The organism is Pseudacidovorax sp. 1753, from assembly GCF_040544975.1.
In the GTDB taxonomy this organism is placed as follows: domain Bacteria; phylum Pseudomonadota; class Gammaproteobacteria; order Burkholderiales; family Burkholderiaceae_C; genus Xenophilus.
The window spans coordinates 26,984-39,687 of record NZ_JBEPKY010000018.1 but is presented as its reverse complement, the minus strand read 5'-3'; the positions used below and the strand labels follow the sequence as shown (position 1 = coordinate 39,687).

Here is a 12,704-nt window from a genome sequence, read left to right as displayed (position 1 = left end):
AGTCCGCACTTTAGAGGTGCACGCCCGCGTAGGCGATTGGACAATTTGTCCTATCGACACTGTCCGACGGCTCTGCGAATCTCGCGTGGTAATCTGGGCGCTCCTCGAATACAAGGGAGACTTCGATGAGCAGCCTGAGCCCGGCACACCCCGGAATCCACTCTGGAGATCTCGAGCGCGACGCTCGCCAGGTCAATGCGGACGATCACGATGTGGCCCCGGGCGACATCGCCGTCGGCGTGGTGATCGGGCGATCCTCCGAGTACTTCGACTTCTTCGTCTTCGGCATCGCCTGCGCGCTGGTGTTTCCCCAGCTGTTCTTTCCCTTCGTCGAGCGTCTCGAAGGCACGCTCTACGCGTTCGCCATTTTCTCGCTGGCCTTCATCGCGCGGCCCATTGGCACCGTCGTCTCGATGGGCATCCAGAAGCGCTACGGCCGCGCCACCAAGCTGACCATCGCGCTCTTCCTGCTCGGTACGTCCACGGCGGGCATTGCCTTCCTGCCGGGCTATGACGTCGTCGGCGGCTGGGCGATCCTGCTGCTGGCCTTGTTCCGGATCGGGCAGGGGCTGGGCACCGGCGGCTCCTGGGACGGCCTGCCGTCGCTGCTGTCGATGAACGCGCCGCCGCACCGCCGCGGCTGGTACGCCATGCTGGGACAGCTGGGCGCGCCGCTCGGCTTCGTGGTTGCCAGCGCGCTGTTCATGTACCTGTACGGCAGCCTGTCCCAGGAAGATTTCATGAACTGGGGCTGGCGCTATCCCTTCTATGTGGCCTTTGCCATCAACGTGGTGGCGCTGTTCGCCCGGCTGCGCCTGGTGGTCACGCATGAGTATGAGAGGGCGCTCGAACAGCGGGAACTCGAACCCACGCCCGCCGGCGAACTGCTTCGCACCCAGGGTTACAACATCTTCATCGGCGCCTTCGCCGCGCTGGCCAGCTATGCGCTGTTCCACCTGGTGACGGTGTTTCCGCTGTCGTGGATTCAGCTCTATTCGGACCAGTCCATTGCCGACTTCCTGGGCGTGCAGGTGATCGGCGGCCTGCTGTGTGCTGCGGCCGTTCTGGCTTCTGGCTGGATTGCCGACCGCTTTGGTCGTCGCAACACCCTGGGCACCCTGGCTGCCTTGATCGGCTTGTTCAGCCTCGTGGCACCGGTGCTGCTCAAGTCGAGCGAAGGACAGAACGTCTTCATCCTGATCGGCTTCGTGCTCCTGGGCCTGTCGTATGGCCAAGCCTCCGGGACGGTGACCTCGAACTTCAGTGCACGCTACCGCTACACCGGCGCCGCGCTGACCTCCGATTTCGCCTGGCTGGTGGGGGCCGCATTTGCGCCGCTGGTCGCGCTCGGACTGTCGGCCCATTTTGGGCTGGCGTTCCTGGGCGTCTATTTGGCCTCCGGCGCGATCTGCACGTTGGTGGCGCTGTACATCAACAAGACGCTGGAGTCGTCCCGCGACTGAGGGATCATGGCTGGCGCTTCGGCGCCCGGCTTGAATCGTCAGAGACCCAAAGCGCCTCACAGAGGCGCTTTTTTCTTGCGCCGCTCGGCTGGGCCGAGGGCAGCCGAAGATGAGGGTGAAGGTTGGCTAGGAGGGGAGCGAGGGCCAGCGCGCTGGGGCACGCAATCGCTGCCCATCAGGCATCAACGTTATTTGACATAACGCACATTGCATATCTAATGGACGGATAGACCGCCGAGTTCCCAGCCCTCGACCTGGGCCGGGCCGTCGCTGCGACCGCCTCGGCAACGGCTGGCTCTCGCACACAGATGCTGGGCCGCGCGCCTCATCCTTCCACCGGCGCGGCCCGCTGAAGCCGGTCCGCCAGCACTTCCAGGGCCCTGCGACCGCGCTCGAAATCGAAATTGGCAATGGCGCCGTTGGCATCCTCCAGCATTTCGGCAGGCAGCAAGGCAGAGAGCGCTCCAAATGGAACCTCCGGCCATTCCCCTGCACGCAGCAGCGTGATGGTGCGCGCGATCAGGTCCAGCACGCACGCCAGGTTCAGTTGCACATCGGTGCCGTTCGCGGCGTTGAGCCACACCGCGTCCGGCGATTGCAGGCGCTGGGCGCGCAGCGCCTGTTCCGCATGCAGCAGTTCGCCCGGCAGCGCCACGATGCACTGGCTGCACCCCGTGGGATCCTGGGCCAGGGCCGCAGTCTCCAGTCGACCCGCCAATCCTTGCAGGGTATTGAGACCGAAATGCCCCGCCGCCCCGACCAGCCGGTGCGCCAGCGCGGCCAGGCCCTTCCAGTCCTGGTCGTCCGCCAGCTGCATCAGCCTCCCCGGCGTCGCGCGCTGCTCGGCCAGGAAGCGTTCGAGCGCGTCGTGCAGCAGTCCCGGCCGGTGCCACAGCGACAGTGCGCGATGCCAGTCGATGGCCAGCGACTCGGGATGGCCGGCCTCGGGCAGATCCGGGGCCAGGACGAGTCCCAGCACGCGGGCCATCTCGCGCATGAGCTGCGCCGGCGCCAGGGGCTTGCCTGCAAAGCCCTCCATGCCTGCGGACTCGGCCGCGAGGCGGTCGGCCTCGAGCACGCTCGCAGACATGGCGATGATCGGCGTGTGCCGGTCGGCCGCCGCCTGCTCGGCACGGCGGATGGCACGCGCCGCCTCCAGGCCGTCCATGCCGGGCATCTGCAGGTCCATGAGGATGAGGTCGAAACGCTCGCGCGCGGCGATCTGCACCGCCTGTTCGCCGCCCCCGGCCAGTGCCACCTGGTGGCCCTCGCGGCCCAGCAGGATCTCCAGCAGCTCCAGGTTGCTCGGCGCGTCGTCCACGGCCAGCACGCGCAGCGCGGGCAGTTGCAGCGGCGTGTCTGCGCCTCCAGCCGCATCCGGCGATCCGGCGGGACTGCCCAGCGGCAATGGCAGCCGCACGGTGAACACACTGCCGCGCCCCGGCGTGCTGGCTACCCGGATGGTGCCGCCCATCAGGTGCGCCAGCTGTCGCGAGATGGTGGTGCCCAACCCCGTGCCACCGAAGCGCCGCGACGTCGAGGCGTCGGCCTGGGCAAAGGGTTCGAAGATGCGCTCCAGCATGTCCTGCTCGATGCCGATGCCGGTGTCCTCCACTTCGAGGCTGAGCTGGCCACCGTGATGGCGCACGCGCAGCACCACCCTGCCCTGTTCGGTGAACTTCACGGCATTGCCCAGCAGGTTGAGCAGCACCTGCTGCACCCGCAGCGCGTCGCCGCGGAAGTGCAGCGGAACGCTCGGGTGGTAGTCGAGGACCAGGTCAAGGCCCTTGCGGATCGCGCTGATGCGCATCGATGCGACCACCTGGTCGCACAGCGCGCGCAGGGAGAAGTCCTCCTCCATCAGCGTCATCGCGCCCTTCTCCAGCTTGGCCGTGTCGAGCACCTCGTTGAGCAGCCGCAGCATCGAATGCGAGGCCTGGTGGATGGTGCTCAGGTGGCGGCGCTGGCTGGCGTCGAGCGGCGAATCGAGCAGCACCTCCGAGAAGCCGATGATGGCGTTCATCGGCGTGCGGATCTCGTGGCTCATGTTGGCCAGGAAGCTGCTGCGCGCCGCCGCGGCGGATTCGGCGCGTTCCTTGGCGTCGCGCAGGGCCTGCTCCATCAGGCGCCGCTCGCTCAGGTCCGCCGCCAGCTTGAGGATCTTGAAGGGCCGCCCCTCGGCATCGAGGATCGGGTTGTAGAAGCTGTGCAGCCACACCTCCCGTCCGTCCCGGGTGATGCGGGCATATTCGCCGCTTTGCTGCTCGCCGGCGCGCAGCCGCCGCCAGCGCTCGGCATAGTCGGCGCTCTGGACCTCTTCGGGCCGGCACAGCACCGCATGGGGCTGGCCGCGCAGCTCTTCCATGGTGTAGCCGACCAGGCGCAGGAACAGGTCGTTGGCACGCAGGATGCGTCCATCCAGGTCCAGCTCGACCATGCCCTGGGCGCGCCCGATGGCGTTGACGATGCCCTCGTACTCGGCGTTGCGCGCGCGCAGCGCGGTGTTGTCGACCATCACCCCGTCGATCCACTGGATCTCACCATCATTGCCGCGCACGCCCCGGCCGGTTTCCGACACCCAGCGCAACCGGCCGCTGCGGTGCCGCAGGCGATATTCGACGTGGTAGGAGCGGTCATGGGCGAGCGCCTGGCCGACCTGCTGCCAGATGCGCTCGACATCGTCCGGGTGCATCAGGTCCGCATAGCTGATGCGCCCGGCCAGGAAGTCCTCCGCCGGGAAGCCGCACAGGCCCTCCACGGCGTCGCTGATGAACAGCATGCGCCAGTCGCGGGCAAAGCGGCAGCGGAAGGTCACGCCGGGAATGTTGGCGATGAGCGAGCGGAACTGTTCTTCGCTGCGGCGAAGCGACAGCTCCATGTCCCGCCGCTCGCGGATGTCGGTGAGAAAGCCGACGAACAGCGCCTCGTCCTGGAGCTCTGCCCGGCCCACGGCCAGGCGGACCGGCAGCAGCCGCCCTTGCTTGTCGCGCGCTTCCACCTCGCGGCCCACGCCGATGATGTTGGCCAGGCCCGTCTTCATGTAGCGGTCCAGGTAGCCGTCATGGCCCCCGCGATGCGGTTCGGGCATCAGCATCGCGATGTTGCGGCCGACCACCTCGTCGGCCCGCCAGCCCAGCAGGCGCTCGGCGGCGCCATTGAACGACTGGATGGTGCCGTGTGCATCGATCATCACGATGCCGTCCACCGCCGTGTCCACCAGGGCGCGCAGGCGCGACTCGCTGCGGCGCACCTGCTCCAGCAGATGACGCTGGCGCAACCCCACGTGCAGCGCCACCGCCAGCAGGCCGATCAGGGCCACGAACCCGGCAATGGCCACCACCAGCAGCGTGTGCCGCCCCTCAGGGACGCCGTCGATGGCGACGCCGTCGAAGTGCAGCGCCGCCATCGCCGTGTAATGCATGGCGAGGATGGCCAGGCCCAGCACCGACCCCGCGACGGCCGCCACCCGCCAGGGCCGGTCCTGCGCCTGCATGCGCAGGCGGGCATAGACCCACAGCGCCAGCGTGGCCAGCAGCACAGCCAGCACCAAGGAGAAGGCGGTCAAGCCGGGATCGTGGCGCATGCCCACCATGGCCGCCGAGGCGGCCATGCCGGCATGGTGCATGGCGCCGATGCCCGCGCCCACCGCCACCCCGCCCCAGGCAATGGCCGCCCGGCCCAGATGCGCGCGCGTAAGCAGCAGCATGGCCACCCAGCAGGCGCCCAGCGCCGGCAGCAGCGACAGCGCCGTCATGCCCAGCCCGATCGGGGCCGCGGCGCACAAGGCAAAGGCCAGCATGCCGATGAAATGCATCGCCCAGATGCCGCAGGCCATGGCCAGCGCGCCACCGGCCGCGCTCAGATGGCGGATGCCGGCATGTCGCGCGCGCCAGCCCAGCGATGCCATGTGCACCGCCAGGATGGAAGACAGGATGGCCAGGACCACCGACAGGCCGACCAGCCGCGCATCGTGAAGGCGCCAGAGCAGAGGCTCGGCAGCAAAGCCGGCAGAGGAGAACCACGACATGGCTTTTTCACTATATTGCAGAAAGTAACCCAAGCCTGTCCGCCCTCCTGCGTCTCGGCTATTTGGGGGAGGACGCGGCGCATGCCCTCTTTTCTTGCCAGCGGTCCGACCCCTCGCTACATTGACATTTTTGAGGGCCTGCAATGTCTGTAGACAGCACCACGTCTCCCCCTGCCACCTCACCCTCCTCCCGCCAGCACATCCGCCTGACCTCGCATGCCGGCGGCCTGGGCTCGCTGCCCATCCACTGGGACGCGGCCACCCCGGCCGAACGCGGACCGGTCGTGGGCACTACGACCAAGCGCGCCCACCGCAACGTGATCGGCACCCACAGCGGCAGCTACAGCGTCTACCGCGCGCTGGCCGTGGCCGCGGGGGCGCTCAAGCGCGAGCACCGTGCCGACCTCACCAACACGTCGCCGACCGACGCGATCGGGCCCTATCCGCAATGGAGCGAGCCGGGCAAGATCGTGTCGATGGACCCCTGGGGCGCCGTCGTCTCCGACGTGTTCGCGCAGGAGCTGGCTGCGGGCTACGACATCCGGCCCACCATCGCCGTGACCAAGGCACATGTGATCCTGCCCGAGGTGATCGACGCGCTGCAGAAAGGCCGCCTGAAGGCCGACGGCAAGTTCCTGACTGCCGGTGGCGCGGCCCTCGTCACCAAGGCGGCCATCGAGCCGGTCTGGTGGCTGCCGGGCGTGGCCCGACGATTCGGCTGCTCCGAGACCGACCTGCGGCGCGTGCTCTTCGAGGAGACGGGCGGCATGTATCCCGAGCTCGTCACGCGCTCCGACCTCGAAGTCTTCCTGCCACCCATCGGCGGGCAGACGATCTACATCTTCGGCAACCCGCGCGACCTGGCCAACCCCGAGGTCGAGCTCACCGCCCGCGTGCACGACGAATGCAATGGCTCGGACGTGTTCGGCTCCGACATCTGCACCTGCCGACCCTATCTCACGCACGCCATCGAGGAATGCATCCAAGGCGCGCAACGCGGCGGCGTGGGCCTGATCTCCTATGCGCGCAAGGAAGGCCGGGCGCTGGGCGAGGTCACCAAGTTCCTGGTCTACAACGCCCGCAAGCGCCAGGTGGGCGGCGACACCGCCGACCAGTACTTCGCCCGCACCGAATGCGTGGCCGGCGTGCAGGACATGCGCTTCCAGGAGCTGATGCCCGACGTGCTGCACTGGCTGGGCATCCGCAAGATCCACCGGCTGGTCTCCATGAGCAACATGAAATACGACGCCATCACCGGCTCGGGCATCGAAGTGGGCGAGCGCGTCAACATCCCCGACGACCTCATCCCGGCGGATGCCCGGGTCGAGATCGACGCCAAGATGGCGGCCGGCTATTTCACACCCGGCAAGGTGCCTGGTGCCGATGAACTCAAGGCCACCCGCGGGCGGGGGCTGGGCGAATGACGGACAGCCAACACGTGCTTCCCGCCACCGACCTCAACCAACCCGAGGCCGCCGTCGCCTGGCTGCGCACGACGGTCGCCGTGCGCGAGCGCGCGGCCGAACTGCTGGCCCGCGCGCGCCGCGGCGAATCGGCCTTCTTCACCATCGGCGACGAGACGAGCCTGGACGATGCGGCGCGTGAAGTGGCCCAGGTCACCCAGGCGCGCTACGCGTGGCGGCCGATCCCGTACCACAGCCGCTGGCGGCATTTCGAGGCGGGCGGCGTCGACCGGGCGGCCGAACTCGATCATCTGCTGGGCGAACATGCGACGCCCCGCGAGAAGGCCAAGGCGCGCATCGATCTCGCCGTGGTGAGCGTGCTGCTGGATGCGGGCGCCGGTGCCGACTGGGCCTACCACGAGTCGGCGTCCGACCAGCGCTTCACCCGTTCCGAGGGCCTGGGCGTGGCCAGCTTCCATGCCTTCAAGGCCGGACTGTTTTCTTCTGACCCGGATCGCCCTTTGCAGGCCGATGCCGCCGGCCTGCGTGCCCTGGTGACCGACCGTCTGGCGCAAGCCTTCCAGGTGCGCAGCGACAACCCGCTGGTCGGCCTGGACGGCCGGGTCACGCTGCTGCGCCGCCTGGGTGAGGTGCTGGCCGAGCAGCCGGCCGTCTTCGGCACCGAGGTGCAGCGGCCCGGCGGGTTGTTCGACATGCTCATCGCGCCCGAAGGCGTGGCGGTCCCGCCCACCGCGACGGTGCAGGTGCACGCCATCCTCACGCTGCTGCTGGATTCGCTCTCGGCCATCTGGCCCTCGGCCAACTACCTGCATCGCCACCCCACCGCCCTGCCCGGCCCGGGCGAGCCGGCGCTGGCCCTGGGCGACTGCTGGGCGCACAGCGCGGTCGGCGGCGAGGGCCGCACCCACGGCTGGGTACCCTTCCACAAGCTGTCGCAGTGGCTCACCTATTCGCTGATCGAGCCCTTCGAGTGGGCGGGCGTGAAGGTCGAAGGACTGGACGCCCTCACCGCCCTGCCCGAGTACCGCAATGGCGGCCTGCTGCTGGACACCGGCGTGATCGTGCCGCGCGATGCGGCCCTGCTCGAACGCGCCTGGCAGGTCGGCGACGAATTCATCGTCGAATGGCGCGCCCTGACCGTGGCACTGCTCGATGAGCTGGCACCCATCGTGCGTCGCCACGTCGGCCGCAGCGCCGAGGAGATGCCGCTGGCCTGCATCCTCGAAGGCGGCACCTGGGCGGCCGGCCGGGCCGTGGCCCAGCGCCTGCGCCATGGCCTGCCCCCGCTGCGCATCGAGAGCGACGGCACGGTGTTCTGAGCCCGCCTCCTCTACCATCGCACGCCTTCTGTTTTTGACAAGAACGATTCATGACGACGCCCAACGCTCACCTGATCACCCATCCGCTCGTCCAGCACAAGCTCACGCTCATGCGTCGCAAGGACGCCTCGACCAACAGCTTCCGCCGCCTGCTCAACGAACTGGCCTCGCTGATGGCCTATGAGGTGACGCGGGACATCCCGACGTCGGAGATCGAGATCGAGACGCCGCTCGAAGTGACACGCGGCCAGGTGATCGACGGCAAGAAGCTGGTGTTCGTGTCGATCCTGCGGGCCGGCACGGGCATCCTGGACGGCATGCTCAGCGTGGTGCCCGGGGCGCGCGTCGGCCACATCGGCCTGTACCGCGACCCCAAGACGCTCACGGCCGTCGAGTACTACTTCAAGATGCCCAGCGGCATGGACGAGCGCGACATCGTGGTGGTCGACCCGATGCTGGCCACCGGCAATTCGGCCGTGGCGGCGGTGGAGCGCCTGAAGGAGCTGTTGCCCAAGTCCATCAAGTTCGTCTGCCTGCTGACCTGCCCCGAAGGCCTGAAGACCATGTACGAGGCGCATCCGGATGTGCCGGTGTACACCGCGGCCATCGACCGGCAACTCAATGAGCATGGCTACATCCTGCCGGGTCTGGGCGACGCGGGCGACCGGATCTTCGGTACGAAGTAGAGCTCGCCCCCAGGCTGCGCGGGCTAGGGCCCGCTCCGCCAACCCCCTCCGGGGGCACACGCAGCGGCCCGGCAAAGCCGGTTCCGCGCGTGTTGCTGGCGTGGCCTGCTCCGCGGCCTTCTGTCTAAGTGCGGGGCGGCGTGTCGGGCGAAGCTGGTGTTCCTTGCCGCATGGGCGCCGGGTGGCCCGGTTGTCCTGGTCGTGCGAATCGCCCGCCGTGCCTGGCTGCAGCCCCGGCACCAATCCTGCTTGTCCAACACCCATCAACGAGGAGTGAGAAAGATGATCCAGCGCCGTCCCCTGATCCTGAGTGCCGCCGCCCTGGCGGGGCTTGTCGCGGTCGGGTTGCCGCAGTTCGCGTTCGCCCAGTCCAAGCTCAAGGTGGCCGCGGTCTACACCGTGCCCTTCGAGCAGCAATGGGTGGGCCGCATCCACAAGGCACTCAAGGCGGCCGAGGCCCGCGGCGAGATCGAGTACAAGGCCACCGAGAACGTGGCCAATGCCGACTATGAGCGCGTGATGCGCGAGTACGCCACGGCCGGCAACCAGCTGATCGTGGGCGAGGCCTTCGCGGTCGAGGCTGCGGCCCGCAAGGTGGCCAAGGACTTCCCCAAGACCATGTTCCTGATGGGCTCCTCCGGCAAGCCGCAGGCGCCCAACTTCAGCGTCTTCGACAACTACATCCAGGAGCCCGCCTACCTCACCGGCATGATCGCCGGCGGCATGACCAAGTCGAACAAGATCGGCATGGTCGGCGGCTTTCCGATTCCCGAGGTCAACCGGCTGATGAACGCCTTCATGGCCGGCGCGAAGGAAGTGAATCCCAAGGTGGAGTTCAGCGTGAGCTTCATCAACAGCTGGTTCGATCCGCCCAAGGCCAAGGAGGCCGCCTTCGCCATGATCGACAAGGGCGCGGACATCATGTACGCCGAGCGCTTCGGCGTGAGCGACGCGGCCAAGGAGCGCAAGGTGCTGGCCATCGGCAACGTGATCAACACGCAGCCCCAGTACCCCGACACGGTGGTGGTGTCGGCGCTGTGGAACATGGAGCCCTCCGTCGACCGCGCCATCAAGCTGGTCAAGGACGCCCAGTTCAAGGCCGAGGACTACGGCCCCTACTCGCAGATGCAATACAAGGGTTCCGAGCTCTCCCCGCTGGGCACCTTCGAAAAGAAGGTGCCGGCCGATCTGGTCGCCAAGGTCAAGGCGCGCGAGGCGGAGATCCTGTCGGGCAAGTACAGCGTCAAGATCGACGACCGCCAGCCCAAGTCGTCCAAGTGAGGCCCCTGGCCGCATGAACAGCTTCCGCCGATTCCTGCTGGCCCTGGCGGCCAGCGCCGCCCTCGCCGGCTGTGCCGGCATGGGGCCGCCCCCTGTTGCCGACACCCCGCGCATCGCGGTCATGTCGGCCTTCGAGCCTGAGCTGGTGCTGCTGCGCCAGAAGCTGCAGGACGCGCGCACCACGCGCATCAACGGTGTGGAGTTCCACACCGGCACGCTGCAAGGGCGGCCGGTGGTGCTGTTCCTGTCGGGCATCAGCATGACCAACGCCACCATGAACACCCAGCTGGCGCTGGACCGCTTCAAGGTCAGCCATGTGGTGTTCAGCGGCATCGCCGGGGGCGTCAATCCCAACCTGTCCATCGGGGACGTCACGGTGCCGGCCCAGTGGGGCCAGTACCTTGAAGTGCTGATGGCCAAGGAAGCCGCGCCCGGCCGCTACGAGAAGCCGCCCTTCATCCAGGACGCCACGCTGCCCAACTTCGGCATGATGTTTCCGCGGCCGGTGGAATTCCGCTCCGCGGCGCAGCCGCAGGTCACGCGGCGCTTCTGGTTCGAGGTGGACCCGGGCATGCTGGCCGCGGCGCGCACCATGAAGGTGGACCTGGCGGCCTGTGCGGCCGGCACCTGCCTCCGGCATGCGCCGCGCCTGGTGGTCGGCGGCAACGGCGTGTCGGGCCAGGCCTTCATGGACAACAAGGCCTTCCGCGAATACACCTTCGCCACCTTCCAGGCCAACGTGCTGGACATGGAGACGGCCGCGGTGGGCATGGTGGCCCATGCCAATGGCGTGCCCTACCTCGCCTTCCGCTCGCTCAGCGACCTGGCCGGCGGGGGCGGGGGTGCCAACGAGATGGGCACCTTCATGCGCCTGGCCGCCGACAACTCGGCCCAGGTGCTGCTGGCCTTCCTGGCGCAATGGAAGCCCTGAGCCCGGCGGGCGACGCGGCCGGCGGCGTGCCGGTGCTGCGGCTGGCGGGCATCACCAAGCGCTTCGGCCCGCTGGTGGCCAACGACGCCATTTCGCTCACCCTGCACGCCGGCGAGGTGCTGGCGCTGCTGGGCGAGAACGGTGCCGGCAAGTCCACGCTGATGTCCATCCTGTTCGGCCATTACGTGGCCGACGAGGGGCGGATCGAGGCCTTCGGCCAGCCCCTGCCGCCCGGCCATCCGCAGGCGGCGCTGGCGGCGGGCATCGGCATGGTGCACCAGCACTTCACGCTGGCCGACAACCTCAGCGTGCTCGACAACATCGTGATGGGCAGCGAGCCGCTGTGGCAGCCTTTCACCCGCCGCGTGGCGGCGCGCGAGCGGCTGGAGGCGGTGGCACGGCGATTCGGCCTGCCGGTGTCGCCCGATGCGCGCGTGGCCACGCTGTCGGTCGGCGAACGCCAGCGGGTGGAGATCCTCAAGGCGCTGTACCGCGGCGCCCGCATCCTGATCCTGGACGAGCCCACCGCCGTGCTCACGCCGCAGGAGAGCGAGGCGCTGTTCGACACGCTGGGCCAGATGGTGGCGCAGGGGCTGTCGATCATCTTCATCAGCCACAAGCTGGGCGAGGTGCTGCGCGTCTCGCGCCGCGTCGCCGTGCTGCGCCAGGGCCGCCTGGTGGCCGAGGCCCGCGCAGCCGACACCACGCAGGCGCAGCTCGCGCAATGGATGGTGGGCCATGCGGTGGAAGCGCCGGTGCGGCAGCCCGCCTCCGGCGCTGGCGCCGAGGTGTGCGTGCTCGACGGCGTGAGCACCGAAGGTGGCGCCGGCGCGCTGCACGAGGTGTCTCTGACACTGCGCGCGGGGCAGATCACGGCGATTGCCGGCGTCTCCGGCAACGGACAGGTCGCGCTGGCCGAGTTGCTGTGCGGCACGCGCAAGGCGCGATCCGGATGGCTGAAGCTCCTCGGTGCGCCGCTCTCTGCACAGCCTGCGTGGCTGGTGGCGCAGGGGGTGGCGCGCATCCCCGAAGACCGCCATGCCGTGGGCATGGTGGGCGACCTGCCGGTGTGGGAGAACGCCGTGGCCGAACGCCTGCGCACCCCCGCCTTCTCGCGCCGGCTGCTGCCCGGCCTTCGCTGGGTGCGCCGCGCGGCGGCACGCGCCCATGCGGCGCGCATCCAGCAGGCCTTCGACGTGCGCGGCGGCGGGCTGGACGTGCCGGCCCGCTCGCTCTCGGGCGGCAACATGCAGAAGCTCATCCTCGGCCGGGCGCTGACGGCGCCCGATGCCTCGTCGACCGAAGTCCCGCGCCTGATCGTCGCGCACCAGCCGACCTGGGGCCTGGACATCGGCGCCGTGGCCTATGTGCAGCGGCAGCTGATCGCGGCGCGCGACGCGGGCGCGGCGGTGCTGCTGATCTCGGACGATCTCGACGAGGTGCTGGCCCTGGGTGATCAGGTCGCCGTGATGCACGGCGGCCACCTCACGCCGACGCGACCGGCCGAGGCCTGGACGCGCGAGGCCATCGGCCTGGCGATGGCCGGCGAAACGGAAAGGACGCCCGCATGACG

General features: G+C 68.8%; 8 protein-coding genes. 7 read left to right on the top strand and 1 reads right to left on the bottom strand.

The genetic code is table 11. The features are described 5' to 3' along the window. Window positions 1–125: 125 nt before the first annotated feature. A complete protein-coding gene (locus ABIC63_RS21455; protein WP_294365693.1) occupies window positions 126–1,463 on the top strand; it encodes an MFS transporter in 1,338 nt (445 codons plus the stop codon). A gap of 325 nt (window positions 1,464–1,788) precedes the next feature. On the opposite strand, the gene ABIC63_RS21450 is transcribed toward ABIC63_RS21455, so the two are convergent. Continuing rightward, window positions 1,789–5,490 (bottom strand): PAS domain S-box protein, encoded by a 3,702-nt coding sequence (locus ABIC63_RS21450; protein WP_354321298.1) that lies wholly within the window; start codon window positions 5,488–5,490, stop codon window positions 1,789–1,791. Window positions 5,491–5,633: 143 nt separating this feature from the next. On the opposite strand from ABIC63_RS21450, the gene ABIC63_RS21445 reads away from it, so the two are divergent. The 6 genes from ABIC63_RS21445 to ABIC63_RS21420 all read left to right on the top strand — a co-directional run bounded on the left by ABIC63_RS21445 (window position 5,634) and on the right by ABIC63_RS21420 (window position 12,702). After that, a complete protein-coding gene (locus ABIC63_RS21445) occupies window positions 5,634–6,914 on the top strand; it encodes a GTP cyclohydrolase II (RefSeq protein ID WP_354321297.1) in 1,281 nt (426 codons plus the stop codon). Beyond that, window positions 6,911–8,233, top strand: a complete 1,323-nt coding sequence (locus ABIC63_RS21440) for a URC4/urg3 family protein (RefSeq protein ID WP_354321296.1) — start codon at window positions 6,911–6,913, stop codon at window positions 8,231–8,233. The genes ABIC63_RS21445 and ABIC63_RS21440 overlap by 4 nt, the downstream gene beginning before the upstream one ends. Window positions 8,234–8,283: 50 nt before the next feature. Next, a complete protein-coding gene (gene upp / locus ABIC63_RS21435; protein WP_354321295.1) occupies window positions 8,284–8,919 on the top strand; it encodes a uracil phosphoribosyltransferase in 636 nt (211 codons plus the stop codon). Between the two features lie 282 nt (window positions 8,920–9,201). Then, complete coding sequence (locus ABIC63_RS21430; protein ID WP_354321294.1) at window positions 9,202–10,200, top strand: BMP family protein; 999 nt, start codon at window positions 9,202–9,204, stop codon at window positions 10,198–10,200. A gap of 13 nt (window positions 10,201–10,213) precedes the next feature. After that, window positions 10,214–11,131: a 5'-methylthioadenosine/S-adenosylhomocysteine nucleosidase gene (locus tag ABIC63_RS21425; RefSeq protein ID WP_354321293.1), complete on the top strand. Its 918-nt coding sequence runs from the start codon at window positions 10,214–10,216 to the stop codon at window positions 11,129–11,131. Next, a complete protein-coding gene (locus ABIC63_RS21420; protein WP_354321292.1) occupies window positions 11,119–12,702 on the top strand; it encodes an ABC transporter ATP-binding protein in 1,584 nt (527 codons plus the stop codon). The genes ABIC63_RS21425 and ABIC63_RS21420 overlap by 13 nt, the downstream gene beginning before the upstream one ends. Window positions 12,703–12,704: the final 2 nt, after the last annotated feature.

Coding starts and splice junctions, on each gene's coding strand:
- ABIC63_RS21455 (WP_294365693.1), top strand. CDS start 126: ATGAGCAGCCTGAGCCCGGCACACCCCGGAATCCACTCTGGAGATCTC.
- ABIC63_RS21450 (WP_354321298.1), bottom strand. CDS start 5,490: ATGTCGTGGTTCTCCTCTGCCGGCTTTGCTGCCGAGCCTCTGCTCTGG.
- ABIC63_RS21445 (WP_354321297.1), top strand. CDS start 5,634: ATGTCTGTAGACAGCACCACGTCTCCCCCTGCCACCTCACCCTCCTCC.
- ABIC63_RS21440 (WP_354321296.1), top strand. CDS start 6,911: ATGACGGACAGCCAACACGTGCTTCCCGCCACCGACCTCAACCAACCC.
- upp (WP_354321295.1), top strand. CDS start 8,284: ATGACGACGCCCAACGCTCACCTGATCACCCATCCGCTCGTCCAGCAC.
- ABIC63_RS21430 (WP_354321294.1), top strand. CDS start 9,202: ATGATCCAGCGCCGTCCCCTGATCCTGAGTGCCGCCGCCCTGGCGGGG.
- ABIC63_RS21425 (WP_354321293.1), top strand. CDS start 10,214: ATGAACAGCTTCCGCCGATTCCTGCTGGCCCTGGCGGCCAGCGCCGCC.
- ABIC63_RS21420 (WP_354321292.1), top strand. CDS start 11,119: ATGGAAGCCCTGAGCCCGGCGGGCGACGCGGCCGGCGGCGTGCCGGTG.